Annotated in this window: 14 protein-coding genes; 6 read left to right on the forward strand and 8 right to left on the reverse strand. The window is 46.4% G+C overall.

All coding sequences use genetic code 11. The features are described 5' to 3' along the window. Positions 1 to 33: 33 nt before the first annotated feature. The gene (locus GK108_RS21370) at positions 34 to 831 is read right to left on the reverse strand and encodes an SDR family oxidoreductase (protein ID WP_163952912.1); all 798 of its coding nucleotides are present in this window, start codon (positions 829 to 831) and stop codon (positions 34 to 36) included. A 144-nt stretch (positions 832 to 975) separates the two neighbouring features. Between GK108_RS21370 and GK108_RS21375 the strand changes: the two genes are divergently transcribed. Then, a complete protein-coding gene (locus GK108_RS21375; protein ID WP_163952914.1) occupies positions 976 to 2,274 on the forward strand; it encodes a DUF2851 family protein in 1,299 nt (432 codons plus the stop codon). Between the two features lie 79 nt (positions 2,275 to 2,353). Here GK108_RS21375 and GK108_RS21380 read toward each other — a convergent pair whose 3' ends face one another. The 6 genes from GK108_RS21380 to GK108_RS21405 all read right to left on the reverse strand — a co-directional run bounded on the left by GK108_RS21380 (position 2,354) and on the right by GK108_RS21405 (position 11,368). Then, the gene (locus GK108_RS21380; RefSeq protein WP_163952916.1) at positions 2,354 to 3,679 is read right to left on the reverse strand and encodes a Gfo/Idh/MocA family protein; all 1,326 of its coding nucleotides are present in this window, start codon (positions 3,677 to 3,679) and stop codon (positions 2,354 to 2,356) included. Between the two features lie 86 nt (positions 3,680 to 3,765). Beyond that, on the reverse strand, positions 3,766 to 4,509 hold the full coding sequence (locus GK108_RS21385) for a 3-keto-disaccharide hydrolase (protein ID WP_163952918.1): 744 nt from the start codon (positions 4,507 to 4,509) through the stop codon (positions 3,766 to 3,768). 50 nt (positions 4,510 to 4,559) lie between these two features. Beyond that, a complete protein-coding gene (locus GK108_RS21390) occupies positions 4,560 to 5,492 on the reverse strand; it encodes a sugar phosphate isomerase/epimerase family protein (RefSeq protein ID WP_163952920.1) in 933 nt (310 codons plus the stop codon). Positions 5,493 to 5,663: 171 nt separating this feature from the next. After that, positions 5,664 to 7,406 carry a RagB/SusD family nutrient uptake outer membrane protein gene (locus tag GK108_RS21395; RefSeq protein WP_246225054.1) on the reverse strand — a complete coding sequence of 581 codons (1,743 nt, stop codon included), beginning with the start codon at positions 7,404 to 7,406 and terminating at the stop codon, positions 5,664 to 5,666. A gap of 32 nt (positions 7,407 to 7,438) precedes the next feature. Then, positions 7,439 to 10,468: a SusC/RagA family TonB-linked outer membrane protein gene (locus GK108_RS21400; RefSeq protein ID WP_163952922.1), complete on the reverse strand. Its 3,030-nt coding sequence runs from the start codon at positions 10,466 to 10,468 to the stop codon at positions 7,439 to 7,441. 93 nt (positions 10,469 to 10,561) lie between these two features. Then, the gene (locus GK108_RS21405; RefSeq protein WP_163952924.1) at positions 10,562 to 11,368 is read right to left on the reverse strand and encodes a FecR family protein; all 807 of its coding nucleotides are present in this window, start codon (positions 11,366 to 11,368) and stop codon (positions 10,562 to 10,564) included. A gap of 353 nt (positions 11,369 to 11,721) precedes the next feature. Here GK108_RS21405 and GK108_RS21410 point away from each other — a divergent pair, with 353 nt between their 5' ends. Next, the gene (locus tag GK108_RS21410; protein WP_246225056.1) at positions 11,722 to 12,525 is read left to right on the forward strand and encodes a hypothetical protein; all 804 of its coding nucleotides are present in this window, start codon (positions 11,722 to 11,724) and stop codon (positions 12,523 to 12,525) included. Between the two features lie 37 nt (positions 12,526 to 12,562). Here GK108_RS21410 and GK108_RS21415 read toward each other — a convergent pair whose 3' ends face one another. After that, entirely contained in the window at positions 12,563 to 12,991 is a 429-nt protein-coding gene (locus tag GK108_RS21415; protein WP_163952926.1) for an OsmC family protein, read from the reverse strand. Positions 12,992 to 13,188: 197 nt separating this feature from the next. Here GK108_RS21415 and GK108_RS21420 point away from each other — a divergent pair, with 197 nt between their 5' ends. The 4 genes from GK108_RS21420 (at position 13,189) to metK (ending at position 18,133) form a co-directional block, all read left to right on the forward strand. Further along, a complete protein-coding gene (locus GK108_RS21420) occupies positions 13,189 to 13,980 on the forward strand; it encodes a hypothetical protein (RefSeq protein WP_163952928.1) in 792 nt (263 codons plus the stop codon). A 120-nt stretch (positions 13,981 to 14,100) separates the two neighbouring features. Then, on the forward strand, positions 14,101 to 14,994 hold the full coding sequence (lipA, locus tag GK108_RS21425; protein ID WP_163952930.1) for a lipoyl synthase: 894 nt from the start codon (positions 14,101 to 14,103) through the stop codon (positions 14,992 to 14,994). 88 nt (positions 14,995 to 15,082) lie between these two features. After that, positions 15,083 to 16,237, forward strand: coding sequence for a lycopene cyclase family protein (locus GK108_RS21430; protein WP_163952932.1), 1,155 nt, complete (start codon positions 15,083 to 15,085; stop codon positions 16,235 to 16,237). Between the two features lie 618 nt (positions 16,238 to 16,855). Beyond that, complete coding sequence (gene metK / locus GK108_RS21435) at positions 16,856 to 18,133, forward strand: methionine adenosyltransferase (RefSeq protein ID WP_163952933.1); 1,278 nt, start codon at positions 16,856 to 16,858, stop codon at positions 18,131 to 18,133. Positions 18,134 to 18,186: the final 53 nt, after the last annotated feature.

The following is an 18,186-nucleotide window of genomic DNA, read 5'->3' on the forward strand; positions in this document are numbered from 1 at the left end:
GCAGATTTTACATCTACGCGGTGGCTTTGCTGATTAAGTGCCTTCGCGTTTGCGAACGATCCGGGATAGAAGTTTAGGAAAGAAGCGTTTCAGGTAGATACCGTAGATTTCAGTTCCGCCTATATATACTTCCTCTTTTTTTCTGGCAACGGCCTTTAAGAGCGTTGCGGCAAAGCCGTCGACGGCCATACCTTGCTCCTGGTTGTCATCCATTTTGCCATGTTGCTGACCATCACCACTTAGGGCGTGTAGCGAAATTGGCGTTTTGATATAACCAGGACAAACAATAGTCACTCCCAGACCTTCCTCGTAAATTTCGGCCCGGAGAGAGTCAAAAAAGCCATGCAGCGCATGTTTACTGGCGCAGTAGCCCGATCGTTGCTTGGTTCCTAATTTGCCCGCTACGCTGCTCGTCACAACAAAATGGCCGCTACGTTGCCGCAGCATAATGGGCAGAACGGCTTTTGTTAGCGCTACTACACCAAAGAAATTAATATCCATCAACCGTTTGTAGACCGAAAAATCGGTATCGAGGACAGTGCTACGTTGCGTAATGCCCGCATTCTGAAAAATGTAGTCGATTCGGCCAAAGTGTTGCTGCACAGTTGCTACGTGTGCCGGCAGACTATCGGTATCGGTTATATCCAGTGGTAAGACTAATACACTGGAAGCAGGAAGGGTGGTTTGAGAAGCTACCCGTTCCAGTTCGTCACGACGGCGAGCCGATAAAATCAGTTTAGCTCCCTCTTTACCCAGTTGGATGGCCAGAGCTTCGCCAATGCCCGATGAGGCTCCAGTAATCCAGACGACTTGCTGAGAAAATGCAGACATAAAATACGTGATGGAAATTTAGTAAAAATAGCTCAGGCCGGTTTATTGGTATGTATATTAGTTAATGGAAAATGTTTATATATTGGGAGTCCTCGTGCGCTCAATCCAATCGATCCATAACGTCAATCTTCATACGTTTTTGTTGTGCCTGAAGCATTCCTTTATTTTGTCTGGCAATATCAATATACAGCAGTCAAGGATCTGTTAACCACGGAGGGGGAGCGGATTCAGGTGATCCATCCTGGCTTTCGAAATCTGGATGCCGGACCTGACTTCTTCAACGCTCGCTTACTCATAAATGATGTTGAATGGGTTGGAACCGTAGAAATGCATATCCGTACGTCGGATTGGCTGGTTCATCGACATCAATATGATCGGGCTTACGACAATGTTATTCTGCATGTTGTCTGGCAGGACGATCAGCCTTCAACAACGATGCGGGTCTGCCGCGCCAATGGTACGTCGATGCCAACCCTCGAACTGGCACCTATAACTGACCCGGCAGTAGTTGGACGTTACAATACGCTGGCGGAATCAATGGAAGTTATTCCGTGTGCCGGTTTATTTCGGACCGTTCAGCCGCTACGTTTAACGTCGATGCTCGATAAGGCAATGATGCAACGTCTGGAACGTAAAGCGTTAGTGGTTCGGCAAATCGCAGAACAAACGAATAACGACTGGGAAGAAACGGCTTATCGGCTATTAGCCATCAATATGGGTTTTAAGATCAACGCTGACCCAATGGAGCAGCTGAGTCGGGCAGTGCCATTAAAAGCACTGTTAAAGCACCGCGATACGTTGTTTCAGGCCGAAGCCATGCTATTCGGAACGGCTGGTATGCTCGATGACGTAGAAGAGGTTGACGACTACGTAACGGTGCTGCGACGGGAGTATCGGTTTTTATCTGCCAAATATAATCTGGCCGAAAAACAACTGGCTGCACCTATCTGGAAATGGGGTAAACTACGTCCCGCCAATTTCCCGACGTTACGTCTGGCCCAATTGGCACGGCTGGTAACGTATCATGCCAGTTTGTTTTCGCTGTTTGTGGGTAATACGAACGTACAGGTCCTACTCAGAGCACTTCAGCAAGTACCGTCAGACTACTGGTGTTCGCATTATCGATTTAGTAAATCAACGAATAAAACGGTTCCCAGGCTAGGGGATAACTCGGCGGCAACCATTGTTATTAACACCGTTGTTCCATTGTTGGCCGCCTATGCGCATCATCGCGGTCAGCCTGCTTTTCTGGATCGGGCTATTACGTTGCTGGAACAGTTACCGGCAGAAAAAAACCGTCTGACCGACGGTTGGGAAGAACTGGGTTTAAGCATGCGAACGGCCTTTGATTCGCAGGCCGCTATAGAATTATATAATGAATTCTGCTCGCAGAAGAAATGCCTGAGCTGCCAGATCGGCGCAGGATTAATGAAGAAAGTATAAGGTTGAATGCAGGATATATGAGGCAGATAGTAAAACGAAATACGCCATATATCCTACATCCTACTTTATACGTAGTGTATTAGCTAACCACTACGTCCTGTTTGGTTGAATCCCAGGTAACGCGTTTGCCAGTGTGTAGTGCCATAGTTGCCATAATGTTGGCTACCGAATGGTTGAAGCCAGCGCGGGCCGGAGCGTTGGGCTCTTTCCGGCTCCGTACGCACTGCATCCAGTTCAGCATGTGCAATGAGGTCATTGGATCGCCACCCGTATTGGCTGATGTTTCTACTTTAGCTGGGTCGCCTAACGACATTTTGGGTAGTAAATTGGCCTGCATACCCATGTCTTTGGCGTATTTTGCTTCCAGACCACCTTCGGGCGAAATGGTATTCGTATCGAGGTTGATCATACCACCATTGGAATAATAGTATTCCTTTACGCCACCCGCTTCGTTATTCATCCGCGATGAATACAATACTTGAAATCCTTTCGCTTTGTCGTTATCAGGACCGTAGTCAAATACGGCAGTAAACGTATCGGCATTAGTACGGCCATCTTTCCAGGAATAAATACCACCGTTGGAGACTACCGAACGAGGATGATCCAGTCCTGTAAACCAGTGAACTGTATCGATCTGGTGTGACATCCATTGCCCAGGAATCCCCGATGAGAACGGATAGAATAAGCGGAATTCCAGGTATTTGCGCGGGTCCCATTCTACTTTAGGACGGTTCAGCAGATAACGGTTCCAGTCGGTGTCTTCTTTCTTTATTTCAGACACCAGTTTTGCCCGGCGCCAGCGACCTGGCTGGTTTACATTCCAGGTCATTTCAACCATGGTAATATCACCGAATTTACCGGATTTGATGAACTCGTGGGCTGAGTGATAGTTAGGAGCACTACGTCGCTGGGAGCCGACCTGGACAATTTTCTTGGTACTTTCAACGGCTTTGAGGGCTTTGCGAGCATCCTCCAGCGATTCGGCAAATGGTTTTTCTACGTAAGCGTCCCGACCCGATTCCACAGCGGCCACGCAGTGTAGGGCGTGCTGGAAATCGGCTGTGCTGATAATCACGGCATCAACATCTTTTCGGTCCAGCAATTCGTCGTTATTACGTGCCTTAAAGAATGTATTGTCGATCAGGTTTTTGCCTTTTAAATACTGCTCGGCTTCATCACGACGGCGGTTCCAGATGTCGGATACGCCCACAAAGGCAAAATTTTGGGCCTTAGCATGTTCGGAAAAGGCGGGAGCCAGTGATTGCCGGAAACGGTCCGAGAAACCGATAATACCAACCCGAACGCGCTCGTTCGAACCCAGGATACGAGCGTAGCTGCTTGCTGAGAAACTCATGCCAAGTCCAGCTAAGGCAGATTTTTTTATAAAATCACGACGGTTTTCCATGTAATTCAGGAAGTTAAGGGACAGATGTTAGACTTTGGGTAAAGGCAATACAATCTAAAGTCTAATGCTTATCGAGTTAGGGCTTTTTAAAGAGTTTTGATTTTAATGTTTCGGTAAGACACTTTGTTGCCATGATCCTGCAATAAAATGTGTCCTTTTGGGGCTTCGCCGAATCGGCCATGCGCATTGTAGTCTGGTGCTTTGTATTTGCTCATTGCCACCAGTTCACGGAATTTTTCGCTACCTCGTTCGTAATCAACGACTTTCTTACCATTGAGCCAGTGTTCAACGTGATGGCCTTTCGAGACAATCCGGCCTGTGTTCCATTCACCAATTGGGTTGGCTTTTTTACTGCTAGCCGGAATCAGATCGTATAACGAACCCACCGTGCGGTTACCATCACGTCCCATTTTGGCATCGGGGTGTTTATCATCATCAAGGACCTGAAATTCGAGCCCGAATGCCGATCCTTTGGGTTTCGGTGACTGCTCCACAACAAAGTACTTTACGCCACTGTTAGCGCCCTCGGTCAGTTTAAAATCGAACATCAGGTCGAAATCGCCGTATTCGCCCGTGGTAACAATGTCGCCAAAACTCTGCGATTCAGAACCGTCAGACTGCTGGATGGTCAGAAGGCCGTCAGCAACAGTCCAGCCTTTTTCGGGGAATTTATCTTTATAAGCACCCCGCCAGCCATTGGTAGTTTTACCATCGAAAAGCAGCGTCCAACCTGTTTTTTTCTCCTTGTCGGTGAGCGTGTTGGGTGTTTGTGGCTTTTCAGCGGCTACCAACGTAGCAAGAAGCAGACCTGTCAGAATAAATTGTTTCATGATCAATGAACAATACCTGGTTTATTGGATGATAGCTGAAATTCAGGTATTTAAATAGGGAAGTTTAGCGTCTTCGTGATGTACTCTTTATTGATACTGGCACATTGAGCGGGGGTTTTGTCTTTGTCGGGCACACCGTCTAATTCAATAATCCCCCATCCTTTGAATTTGATGTCTTCCAGGGCTTTAAAAACGGCAGGAACGTTCACATTCCCACGACCCAGCTCAACAAATTTATAGGCCTTTGGATCTTCCGGTTTATCGGGACGGGGCGACATGGTGTCTTTCAGATGCAACGCATGAATAATGTCTTTGTATTGCTTAACGGCCTTTTCGGGCTCTCCTCCTCCTTGTTTGTAATGAGCAATGTCGAGCAGGAGTTTGCAGTATTTTGGGTTCATGGCCTGTACGATCACATCGACTTCTTCGGGAGTTTCACCAAGTTGATGCATGTGATTATGATACGTGGCCTGTACACCAAGGTCGGCGGTTTGTTTGCCAATTTCGTTCATGACAGCCGCCAGTCGCTTCAGCTCTTCTGTGGTTGGAAGCCGATTTTTCGGACGCAGGCTGTTGGTCATCTGGAAAGCAGAACCACCCAGTGCTTTGACAAAGCTGGCGTGTGCTACGTGCATATCGATCGTGCTTTGCTCTTTGGCCGGATCAATCTCAACATTGCCGCTCGAAAACATAGCCAGTGCAAGCTTATGTTGATCGAGCATCGCTTTCAGTTCGGAGGGTTTAGCCTTGTAAGGCCCAAACGTATTGGCCCGTAGCTGAATACCTTTGAATCCCAGAGCCGATAGATCGGTTATTGCCTGCGCATCATTGCCTCCCCACGTAATAGCCGAATAAGCGATCTTAAGACCAGTTGGTTTAGCCAGTTCGGCTTGTGCAAACAATCGATTTGAGCCAAGGGTGAGCGCCAGGGCCGATAAACCGGCTGATGTGAGAAACTGGCGTCTATTTACAGTCTCCTGCATGAGTGAAAAAGGGAGAATCAGTAGTTACAAAACGAAGGTACTGACGGTGAAATGAATAGTTTTTCTAGTAAAAGAAGCGGAAATCAAAAGACTTCTACTTGCTGTAAATGAGTAAAAGCGTGAAAATGACCTTGTATTTTCACGCTTTTACTCATTTATAAACTAGCGAAATTAATAGCCTGGATTTTGGGGGTAGGCAGTCATACCACCAGCCGTTCTATCCAATTGATCCTGTGGAATTGGCCGGAGTGTATGATAATCCTTAATGTTAGGCGCGCCATCTGGATTATAGGCTTTGACACGTTCTACCAGATTTCCCCAGCGTTTTAAGTCATACCAACGGTTCATTTCTCCAGCCAGTTCACGTTCACGCTCTTCCATAATGAAAGCCATCGTAGCCTGATCTGCCGTAATTTCCATGTCGGCCTGTTTGCCTGGCCAGGCCGCTCGCCTACGCACAGCGTTAATAAATGGGACGGCATCAGCGGCTTTCCCTTGCTTAATTAATGCTTCAGCGGCAATCAGGTACGTTTCAGCCAGTCGGAACATGATGAAATCGCGGCTACCGGGTTCGTAACCGGCATTAGGACGTAAAGGGTCCACAAATTTTTGCAGCTGTGGAAACAGATTGGGCCGATATTGGCTCGGTACCAGTACCTGGTAGCGTCGTTTAGCCCGTTCGGCCAGCGACATTTCGTAACCTGGTATGAAAATGGCTGTGTCGCCCGCCGTGAACTTCAGCGATGTCTTCGAGTTATCGAAGATAGGAGTTGTCTTGCTCGGGTTGTTCGACAGCCAGGTGTCTTTAAACGACTTCTTATAGCGGGAGTCATTAACCCGGTCTTTCTCCGCAAAAACGACATTCAGCATGTAGGGGGTTGGCATAAACCGTCTGAAAGGCCGACCGTTCGCAATGTCACGCTGCATACCAGCATACGCTTCGTACTCCACTACGAAGTAAAGGTGCGTCTGGTTACCGTTGATCGTGACGGTGTTGGTCGTAGTCGAATTGAAGCCATTTCCAATGTCCGTAATCGGCTCCGACGTGTATTGAGTGGCCATGATCACCTCGCTGTTTATTTCGCCTGCGCCCTGTGCAAAGACGCTGGCAAAATCGGGCAATAGGCTGTATGAATAGTTCTTGATCACATTCTGCGCGTAAGTAGCAGCTTTGGCAAAATCATCGGCAGCAGCTGCGTCTTTATCGGTGGCTTTCGTCAGATATACTTTGGCCAGCAAATGCTCGGCAGCTCCTTTGGTTACCCGGCCATAGTTATCAGCCGGGTAGCTATTGGGCAGGTCGGCAAGGGTCGATTCCAAGTCGCTGACAATTTGCGCGTAAATATCCTTTACTGGATCGCGCTTGTATTCTTTCGCTGGAAGGAGATTCCCTTTTGTTAGCAGCGATACCGAGCCAAAGTTCTGAACCAGAATAAAGTAGTGGTGGGCGCGCAGAAACTTCAATTCGGCGACACGGCGCTTTTTTGTTGTCTCATCCAGGCCCGGAATACTGCCGGAGGCATCCAGTGCTACATTTATCGTATTAATGGCTTTGTAAAGCGCATTCCAAAGATCACGAATGATATCGACCTGAGCGTTTACCTGCGATGTGTATTGGTTCATGTACTTGTAGCTCCCGTCGGCTCCCATTGTGTAGGTATCTGTTCCGAAAACAGTGAGCGTCATAGCACCTTCACGGCCATAATACTCTCGTAAGGAGGAGTAAGCCGCTTTTACAACCGATTCAAACCCATTGGTTGTGCTGGCGTATTGACTGCCTACCTGCGAAATGGGTACTTCTTCCAGTAAATCTTTACAACTGGTTGTACTGAAAAGCATAGCCGCTGTTAAGAGCGTTGCCCGGCTCAGCATATAGCCTGCCTTTTGAGCAATGATCAGTTTATTTTTTTTCATTCGTTTAATATGTTTAAAAATCAGTTCCCTGATTAGAATTTAAGATTGATACCAAACGTAGTCTGACGTACTGCAGGCGACTGGTCGGCGTTTACGTCGCCATCGGTTTCGCTGTCGATCCCTTTGTATTTGGTCCGGTATTCGGAGAAAATGAAAGGCTGCTGAATGCTGGCAAATACACGTAATGAGCCAATACGTAGCTTTTCGGTTATTTTCGATGGTACGTTATAACCGAAATTGATATTTCTGATTTTCACGAACGAACCGTCGAAGTAAAGCAGTGTCGAACGAAATGGAGGAAACTCCTGATTTTTGTTCGGCCGAGGGAAGTCGTTGGTTGGGTTATTAGGCGTCCAGTAATCAACATCAAGACTATTATACCGACCTGCCAGTGTCAGGAAGTCCTGATGGAAAAGGCTGCGGAACATATAACCTATACGAGCAAACACAAAGAACGAGAGGTCGAAGCCTTTGTATTCAAAGCGGTTAGTAATACCAAAACTGAACTTTGGCACCTGCGAGCCAAGAATGACCCGGTCTACGCCATCAATTTTACCATCGCCATTGGTATCCTGAATCTTAATCTGCCCCGGTGTACTCTGATATCTTTTCGCTTCATCTATTTCACTGGTTTGCCAGATGCCTATTTTCTTATAATCATAATAAGCGGTTAATGGCTGGCCAATAAAACGGGAGTTGCCCACGTCATCGACTTTACCGTTAAATAGCTCCAGAATCGATTCCCGATTACGGGTAAATTGGAGGTCAGTTGTCCAGCGGAATCCACTCGTAGCATCAACGTTAACAGTAGACAGCGTAACTTCAACACCCTGGTTACGTGTTTTGCCGACATTCCGAAGTACGCGATCAAATCCGCTGGTTCCGGGGAGCTGATCAAACAAAAGCAGATCGCGGGTGTCTGCCTGATAGTACTCCAGCGTACCCGATAAACGTCCTTTGAAGAAGCTAAAATCTAATCCAACGTTGGCTGAGGTTGTTGTTTCCCATTTCAGATCTGGATTACCAATGGTGAATGGACGATAGCCAAAGGCGCCAGTAGTGCCGAATGCATACGTTGTCCGCCCTAACTGCGCTTGTGTTTGGTATGGATCGATAGCCGTGCTACCAATAGTACCATAGCTAGCCCGAAGCTTTAGGTTGTCAATCCAGGATACAGATTTCAAAAATGTCTCATTGTAGATGTTCCAGCCTACGGCCACCGATGGGAAGAAACCATATTTGGTGTTTTCGCCGAACCGGGATGAACCATCATAACGAGCCGTTAAGGTAAGCAGGTATTTATCGTTGTAATCGTAATTGACACGGCCCATGTACGAATTCAACACCCACCGTCTTACATCACTACCCACCGAGTTGATCAGTGAAGCTTGTCCTAAATTATAGAACAGCTGAGATTCAGCTGGCACACCTGTTACGCTAATCTGGTTTGTTTCGTAATCATCCTTCTGAACCGAGTGCAGGGCTGTAAAATTTACGTTATGAATCTTGTTGAAGGTTTTTGTATAGGTCAGGATGTTTTCCAGCGTCCAGTTGAATTGATATTCATTGAATGAGAAAGCCGTTGGATCGGCCATTCGGCGGCTGTTGGTCAGACTACCTACAAAACGGCCAATGCGCCGGTTGTTGAGGTCTGGGCCGAAATTGACGCGGTATTTTAACCCATCAATGATGCTCCATTCACCATAAATACTATTGAAAATACGCATTCGCTTGGTTAGATCAACCTGAGCACCTGGCGTGATTTCGGCAATGGGGTTGGTACGTAGCCCATCGGCTGTTGGCAGGAAAATGAGATTGCCATTATCGTCAAAAGGTTTGCCTAATGGATTTTCGGCATAGGAGCCTCCCAGTGGATTGAAGTTTTCGCCGTTCCGAAGGCTATATACACCCAGCGTCGAAATTCCAACTTTAACGCTCTTGGTAATCTGATGATCAAGGTTAATCCGGAACGTATACCGGGTAAAGTCCTGATTCTTAACAATACCCACGTCTTTGAAATAGTTGCCGGAAATTGCGAACTGAGTTTTCTCGTTACCTCCCTGTATGCCAATATTATGACTCTGGATGTTTCCCTGACGTAGTAAGTACGATTGGTAATCAGTAGTTCTGTTATTGGCTATACCATCTAGCTCAACGGGTTCAAATAGTTGAGCATCAGTAGTGTATTCGTTGACAGCCCGGCGCGATTCCCGTTTGTATTCTGCAAATTCTGCCCCGTTGAATACGTCGATTTGACCAAGCCGATCCGAAAGACCATAGTAGCCGTCGTAACTAACGACCGTTTTACCGGGCTTACCCCGCTTAGTCGTGATAAGCACAACGCCATTAGAACCCCGGGAACCGTAAATGGCCGTTGCCGACGCATCTTTCAATACCTCCATCGACTGTATATCGTTGGGGTTAATATCATCGATACTACCAGCGAGCGGAATCCCATCTACTACGTATAAGGGGTCATTACCGGCATTGATCGAACGACGGCCCCGAATACGAACAACTGGGCCAGCACCAGGCTTACTGCTATTCTGTACTACGTCGACCCCAGCGGCCCGGCCCTGAAGTGCCTGACGAGCGTTGGTTACGGGAAGTTCACCAATTTCTTTGGCACCAACGGACGAAATAGCCCCGGTGGTCTGACTCTTTTTCTGGGTACCATACCCTACAACAACAACTTCGTTGAGAGCACGGCTATCAGCTTGTATCGTTACGTCGAGCGTTGAGCGATTGCCAACCGCAACTTCCTGGGAGATAAAACCTACGGAAGAAAAGACGAGTATCGCATTTTCGTTTGGAATACTAATTCGATACGTACCATTGGCGTCGGTGGTAGTTCCGCGTGATGTGCCTTTTACGGTTACGTTGACGCCGGGTAGTGGCGAATTGTCGTCGGTTGATAACACTTTACCCGTAACGGTACGTTCCTGCACCTGATTTTGGGCCACAGGTCCAACCAAGGATGGGGCGCTCGTGGCTGGCTGGCTAATTAAAGTAAGGGCTGTAAGGCCCAGCAGAGGAATCCAGGCCCGTCGTGGAGACGGCATCCTTGGAGGGGATGTAATTGTTTTGTACATCGAGGTTTTGGATTTAGGAAAATTATTCAGCTAATAGGCTACTGGTATATGATTGGGTAAGCACTATTCAGGTAAGGATTGCACGGCGCCAGCCGCTACTTCAATTGAATCGCCTGGGAGAAGGCGTATTGGCTTCTGTTTATTGAGTAATAAATTAACTTGGCCAGAGGTCAAGGCAATTTTTGTGCATTCGGGACTTTGCTGCACGCGAAACGTAGTACCCAACGCTTCGACCGTTAGCTCGGGTGTATGTACACGAAATAACCGGGCCGACGACGTATCATTGCGGTGAACAACGGCGAAATCAGCTTCCCCTTCCAGCCACACTGCTCTGGGGGTTTCGTCGGACCATTGCTTGGCAAAACCGCGTCGATCATACCGCAGTTGGCTATTAGCATGTAGACGAACCGTTGAGCCATCGGGCAAACTGATTGTTTTGGGCGGGCCTGCCGTTGTCCGAATTGTTTTAATAGACTGATCGGGGCCGTATTGTATCCATAGCGCCCAGCTTATCAGAAGAATAACGCCCAGCGTAGCAGCTACGGTCCGAAAGAAATACCACCAACCAACTACCGCCCGAACATCAGGCTGCAAGGTTCGTATGTCTTCCATTGTCTGAAGCGATTCGCGAATCCGCCACCAGACTGAAGCGGCTTCATCCGGAGTTAATGATAAGCTGCTGGGCGTTGACGCCGTTAGTACTAATTGCCGGGCAACGTCAATTGTGTCAGCACATTGCGGATTGTGCAGAAGCCAGATTTGCCAATACGCTACAACTTCTTCATCACTGGGGTGTTGCACCCAGCGGACAAAGAGGTCGTCGAGGGCGAGTTCCTCAGCGGTATAGACAGAATACGGCTTGTGCGACACAGTTTAGTTAGCTGATAAATGTTCCGAAAAGAAGGAGGACTGAGGGTTTCTACTTATGCTTTCAATCGATTGCAGGCTAACCTAGCTTTCAAATAGGCTATTCATTCATAAAATTGTTCTGAGGATCAGAAAGATGGTTGGCTAGCTTGAGGATAATAGGATATATTTTAAATAAATTTATTATTGTATACTGATTACTAAGTTGTGGGTAGGCAATTTTTTGGGTGATTAGGCTACTTTAAAATAAACTGTTTGATGGTTTATCAGTTATGATTTCCAGCGCTCTATGGGAGACGAGGCAGGTCAGCTAACAACCACATTAACTAGTCTTCTGGCCTGGCTCCATCAACATTATGAACACCAGGAATCGAACCAAGCAAGTAATTTGGTATTATAGCCTTAAGCTCATCGGTTTAGTAATCGTTATAAGCCAGTTTACTCAGGTAGGCATTGCCCAATCGGTGCGGGTTGCAGATTCGGCTTCTGCTAGCGTCTCGAAACCACAACCACTGACATTTACTGCTTCAACCGACCAACGATTTTTCTTTTTTAGTGATACACGTAACGACGATAATCGTCGGGTGCCCGTCAGTGTTTATGGCATACGAGCAGGTTTCCTGTTTCCGCCAACCCGCAATCGCCCAAACTTAAAAAGTGGCCGGGTCGCTAGCTTTAAAGCCGGGGCTGGGTTTTATTTTATCAACCAGCATTTAGACAGACCAGGTTTATTACCCAATACGTCAGAATCGGTTACGCGTCATCTACGGATCGCAACCGTCTATTATGAGCGGTACTGGTACCGTCGGAAAGCTTTCGAAATCAGCACACCGCTGGAAATTGGTTATGGGCATTCGCGCTACGAACGTAACGACGATCAAGCTAAGGATTATGAAGTGGCTCGGGGGGTATTTTTACCACTGGGGGTTGGCGTTTTAGGGGCGTATCAGTTTCCAACGGTACGTTGGTTAAGGCCATTGCACTGGTTTGGCGTAAATATGCTGGTAGGGTATCGATTTATTCTAAAAAAAGATATCCCGGAAAGCCAGATTAATTACACAGGGTTTTATATATCGGTTGGGCCATCGTTTTTCCTGGAAAACCTAACGGCTGATATTAAGCACTGGCGACAACGACGGAAACAAAAACGAAATCAATGACACCGGGTATCTATTGACGTAGATACCCGGTGTTACGTTACGCATGCACATTTTCTTCCCAACGAATACTAACCGCTTGTTCTATATCGGGATGGAGACTAATGGCAACCGGGCATGTGTGCGCTATCTTTTCCAGCTTGGCGCGCACCTCCGGGTCGGGTAATACGTTGGTACGTAGCGTCAGATCAACCTCAATCCGGGCAATTCGTCGGGGCGGCTGAGACGACATAATTTTAGTGACATCCAGTTCGCTGCCTTTCAGTTCAATGTTATCGCGCCGGGCAAAAATGGCCATGGTGGTAATGATGCAGGTTCCTAAGGCATTAGCCACAAGATCGGTTGGGGAAAAGGCTTCACCACGGCCCTGATTGTCGGTAGGAGCATCTGTGTGAATGTGTGTCCCCGATTGTAAATGAATACAGTCGTTCCGTAAATCGCCTAAATAATCGATATGAATCGTTGCCATACAGTAATACGTATATTGGTAGGAGAGTAAATTGATCGGCAAGTCGTATTCGTTGATTAGACCAGCTCGATCAGGTTTAGGACCTACTTACTAATTTGCCTAAACATAAAAAATATCAGCTGGTTACGCTAATGTTAGCGTAGCTTTTGACGGGAATACATAAAAATTGTGTAGTTTTAATCAAAGAGTTATACAAAATGCACACTATATACAAATGGATGGCAATCACCCTCATTGGATGGTTGTTATGTACAGCAACTGCCTGGGCGCAAAACAATGATTCGGAAGATGAGACGTACCGGGTCATTACAACGTATGGTATTACATCAAATACCAACTCAGGAGTGTTGGGTGGCCTTTCATTTCGACAAGCTAAGCTTTTGTCCGGCGATTTTTTTGGATTGCCACAATATCGGTACCTGAGTTTCGAAATTGTGAATGTAAAGCATCCTAAAGAGATTCAGACGGCGAGCAATTTTGCCAGTTCCCGTTTTATCTACGGCAAAGAAAATTATCTGTTTGCATTACGTGGTCAGTATGGCCGAGAAATCCGATTGTTTGATCGTAGTGCTGATGAAGGCATTGCTGTGAGCGGGATTTTTGCGGCTGGACCTACCCTGGGCATCATTAAACCCTACTACGTAAAGATTTCGGAAGGTAGCGGTAATCAGACCCGCTCGGTGCCCTTTAGTTCGCTAAATCAGGGAGCTGGTGGTTTGCAGGGAGCACCTATCGGATCGGGTGGGTTCTTTCAGGGACTGGGTGAGTCAAAACTGACAGTTGGTCTCAACGTTAAGGCAGCACTTAGTTTTGAATTGAGTACGTTTCGTAATAATACGACAGGTATAGAAGTTGGATTCTTAACCGAAATCTTCCCTAATAAAATTATCATTATCCCCAATCCTGGGCCAACTGGCTCTCGTGAAGATGGCAACCGGAGTTTCTTTACTTCTGGTTATGTAACCCTATTTTTTGGCAGTAAGAAATAACAGTAGGGAAGATGAACCGGCTATTTTGGCGAATAGGCTGGTTCCTGTACTGTTTCGTTGCCAAAAAAGAGTGAACTTTACAGCCGAAAAACGAATTCTGTTGGAAAGGAATGAGGAGCCATGATTGAACTACCCGTAATACCCTCTGAACAACAACGGAACCGAGCTGCCGGATCGAAACGTCCCGACTGGCTACGCGTTAAATTGCCGATTGGCCCTGAATACGCTAAGGTTCGTAAGTTGGTGGACGAGCATAAACTCCATACAATCTGCGAAAGCGGCAATTGCCCCAATATGGGTGAATGCTGGGGTGCAGGTACGGCTACGTTTATGATTCTCGGGAATATATGCACCCGAAGCTGTACGTTCTGTGCAGTAGCGACGGGGCGGCCCAATGAATATGATACCGATGAGCCTCGGCGTGTGGCCGAAGCCATTGTGCTGATGAAAGTGAAGCATGCCGTACTGACCTCTGTTAACCGGGATGAATTAAAAGATCGCGGGGCCGAAATCTGGTATCAGACTGTACGGTTAATAAAAGAGGCATCGCCAGCTACAACCATCGAAACGTTGATTCCTGATACGAAAGGAAACTGGGAAGCGCTGGAGCGTATGATTTCAGCTGGTCAGGAGGTTGTTTCGCATAACATGGAGACCGTAGAACGATTGTATCGGCGCGTACGTCCTCAGGCTCGCTACGAACGTAGCCTGGAGCAAATTCGTCGCACAAAAGAATACGGTCAACGGACTAAGTCCGGTATTATGCTTGGTCTGGGAGAGACGAACGAAGAAGTATTTAAGGCCATGGACGATTTAGCCATTAATGGACTGGATGTATTAACGCTGGGACAATACCTTCAGCCGACCAAAATGCACCATGAAGTTATTGAATGGATCCATCCTGAAACCTTCGCCATGTATAAGGAAGAAGGACTTAAACGTGGCTTGAAATACGTAGAGTCAGGTCCTTTGGTACGTTCCAGTTACCATGCCGAAAAGCACGTTAATGTGTAAAGTTTATTAGGCTATTGCAAACAATTTAGCCATACTCGATATTTATTATAAAAGTCCGGGCGGCTCGTCCGGACTTTTTGTTTACTGCATGAGAAAATATGATTTCATTATTGCGGGTGGCGGCATGGCAGGGTTGAGTTTGGCTTACTACTTAACTCAATCACCATTACGCGACCGCTCTATTTTAATTCTGGACCGAGATGTTAAAGATCGTAACGACCGAACCTGGTGCTTTTGGGAAAAAGAGGCCGGTGCTTTTGAGTCGATCATATTTCGCCAATGGAATCAGGTGAATTTCCACGGGACTACCCATGCCGGAGCTCTGAATCTGGGCGATTACCGGTACAAAATGCTACGTGGTATTGATTTTTATGAATTTGTCCAGACAGAACTCCAAAAGTGGCCAAATATTGAATTCAGGCAGGCTTCTATAAACCGTATTAAAGAAACTCCACAGGGTGGTTTCGTTATCGCTGACGATGAACCCTACATTGCTGATTTCGTCTTCGACAGTACGTTTTCGTTAAAGTTAAACCAGCCAGAAAATCATAATCTTCTCCAGCATTTTAGAGGTTGGGTTATTAAGACAACTACGCCATGTTTCAGTCCAAATTTGCCCGAAATTATGGATTTCAGGGTAGACCAGGGGGGCGACTGTCGGTTTGTATACGTAATGCCTTTTGATGAAACGACGGGCTTGGTAGAATTTACGCTCTTTAATGAGCAGCTGCTCACCGAAGCCGACTACGAAATAGCACTTCGTCAATATATTAGCCAACACTTAGGAGCAGTTTCTTATGATATCTGTGAAATTGAAACAGGTGTTATACCAATGAGTGACGAACCTACTCAGGAAAACCCATCTGAACATATTATACGGATTGGAACAGCAGGGGGCTACACAAAACCCTCTACTGGCTATACCTTTCAACGGACCCAACGTTACCTTAAAGCGCTCGTTACCAATTTGGTTGAAACAGGAAAGCCTACCCGGAAACAATCGTGGTTTACCAAGCGATTTAAGCTGTATGATAGTATTTTTCTCAATGTTCTGGAGAATAAGCGCCATCCGGCCGATGATATGTTTACTCGCTTTTATGCTGAAAATCGACCTGCCAAAGCGTTCCAGTTCCTTGATGAAGATACCCGATTGGTTGATGAGATACGTTTGTTTATGACAATGCCCTTATTGCCGTTTACAACTGCTTTTTTTAATGTAATACGGCGAAAAATGTTTGGCTAACGTACTTTAAACAGCGTTACTATAGGATGGGTATATCGTCCTAAGAGGGCTTGCGGAAACTCGTTGGAAAGTCTAGTTTTTGGCAAACTCTAACCCATACTATAATCCTGTGAACCAATACGTACAACCTTACACATTCTATCTGATTGTTTGGTTGATAACTCTAATCCTGGCAGCCGGAGCCGGTTTCCTATGCGGTTTTTTACTCCGTGATCGTCAACAATCCAGGAGCATTTCCAAGTCGGATCAGTTCCCATTGCCGACTCATAAAAATACGGTTACAGTTTCTAAACGACTAGTTTCGTCCCGCTAACCTACTATTGGAATAGCATTATGTGCTCTAAAGTAAGGCGTTTCAGATGGAATATTGTAAATCTTGCCAATGGTTTGACGGATGTATTCATTGTGCACTGGGGGATTTTGTGATGCTTTACGTCTAATTGGGTTTTGATTGATTAATTTTCGCAAATCGATGTTGTGGCTAAAAGGTAGGTTTTGCCAAGCGAAAACAACTTAGGAAATTGTACTTTATATTGAAATAGCTTTTTGAGTGATTATTGCTCCTTGCTGAATAACTTGTAGATTTGCAAAGTAATAACCAAGTTATAAAGAGCATTAATGCCATATCTTTTCACTTCCGAGTCCGTATCTGAAGGACATCCCGATAAAGTCGCAGATCAAATCTCCGACGCTTTGATTGATAATTTCTTGGCATTTGATCCGTCGAGTAAGGTTGCTTGCGAAACGTTGGTTACGACTGGTCAAGTAGTACTGGCTGGCGAAATAAAAACGGATACATATCTGGACGTTCAGAAAATTACCCGTGATGTGATTCGTAAAATTGGTTATACCAAAAGCGAATACATGTTTGAAGCGAATTCATGCGGTATTTTCTCGGCGTTACATGACCAGTCGGCAGATATCAACCAGGGTGTTGATCGGAAGGTAGATAGCGAGGATTTCGAAAGCCGGGCCAACGCACAAGGTGCAGGTGATCAGGGCATGATGTTTGGCTATGCTACAAACGAAACTGACAATTATATGCCCCTTCCGCTGGATCTGGCTCATGCTATCCTGCGCGAAATGTCGAATATACGTAATAACGAAAGTGATCTGATGCCTTATCTGCGCCCCGATGCCAAATCGCAGGTAACGATTGAGTATTCAGACGATCACCAGCCGATACGTATCGATACCATCGTTGTATCGACGCAGCACGATGATTTTGCTGAAGATGAAACGATGCTTGCTAAAATCAAAGAGGACATTATCAACATCGTAATTCCTCGGGTGAAAGCAGCTCAGAAGGCGGAATTACACAGCCTTTTCACCGACGATATTACGTATTACATTAACCCGACGGGCAAATTTGTTATCGGTGGTCCACATGGCGATACAGGTCTGACAGGCCGTAAGATTATTGTTGATACGTATGGTGGAAAAGGAGCTCACGGTGGTGGTGCTTTTTCGGGAAAAGATCCTTCTAAAGTTGACCGCTCAGCTGCTTATGCAACCCGTCATATTGCCAAGAACTTAGTAGCAGCTGGTCTTTGCGATCAGGTGCTGGTTCAGGTTTCTTATGCGATTGGCGTTGCTAAGCCTTGCGGCTTGTACGTTAATACGTACGGTACTGCTAAAGTTGACATGCATGATGGCGATATTGCCCGTAAAGTGGAAGAGATTTTCGATATGCGCCCTTACGCTATTGAACAACGGCTTAAACTGCGCAATCCAATGTATTCCGAAACGGCTGCCTATGGCCATATGGGCCGGAAAAACGAAATCGTGAAGAAAACGTTTGGTTCGAATGGCCATACGAAAGAAGTGGAGGTTGAACTATTTACCTGGGAAAAGCTTGACTTCGTTGATAAAGTAAAAGAAGCGTTTGGCTTATAATAAATTTATTCTTTACAAAGCGAAAGGCCATCTCCCAGGAGATGGCCTTTCGC

It is taken from the genome of Spirosoma terrae, assembly GCF_010435915.1.
Classification (GTDB): domain Bacteria; phylum Bacteroidota; class Bacteroidia; order Cytophagales; family Spirosomataceae; genus Spirosoma; species Spirosoma terrae.

Excerpts from the sequence above, each read along its gene's own strand:
- GK108_RS21370 (WP_163952912.1), bottom strand. The coding sequence starts at position 831 with ATGTCTGCATTTTCTCAGCAAGTCGTCTGGATTACTGGAGCCTCATCG.
- GK108_RS21380 (WP_163952916.1), bottom strand. The coding sequence starts at position 3,679 with ATGGAAAACCGTCGTGATTTTATAAAAAAATCTGCCTTAGCTGGACTT.
- GK108_RS21385 (WP_163952918.1), bottom strand. The coding sequence starts at position 4,509 with ATGAAACAATTTATTCTGACAGGTCTGCTTCTTGCTACGTTGGTAGCC.
- GK108_RS21390 (WP_163952920.1), bottom strand. The coding sequence starts at position 5,492 with ATGCAGGAGACTGTAAATAGACGCCAGTTTCTCACATCAGCCGGTTTA.
- GK108_RS21395 (WP_246225054.1), bottom strand. The coding sequence starts at position 7,406 with ATGAAAAAAAATAAACTGATCATTGCTCAAAAGGCAGGCTATATGCTG.
- GK108_RS21400 (WP_163952922.1), bottom strand. The coding sequence starts at position 10,468 with ATGCCGTCTCCACGACGGGCCTGGATTCCTCTGCTGGGCCTTACAGCC.
- GK108_RS21410 (WP_246225056.1), top strand. The coding sequence starts at position 11,722 with ATGAACACCAGGAATCGAACCAAGCAAGTAATTTGGTATTATAGCCTT.
- GK108_RS21415 (WP_163952926.1), bottom strand. The coding sequence starts at position 12,991 with ATGGCAACGATTCATATCGATTATTTAGGCGATTTACGGAACGACTGT.
- GK108_RS21420 (WP_163952928.1), top strand. The coding sequence starts at position 13,189 with ATGCACACTATATACAAATGGATGGCAATCACCCTCATTGGATGGTTG.
- lipA (WP_163952930.1), top strand. The coding sequence starts at position 14,101 with ATGATTGAACTACCCGTAATACCCTCTGAACAACAACGGAACCGAGCT.
- GK108_RS21430 (WP_163952932.1), top strand. The coding sequence starts at position 15,083 with ATGAGAAAATATGATTTCATTATTGCGGGTGGCGGCATGGCAGGGTTG.
- metK (WP_163952933.1), top strand. The coding sequence starts at position 16,856 with ATGCCATATCTTTTCACTTCCGAGTCCGTATCTGAAGGACATCCCGAT.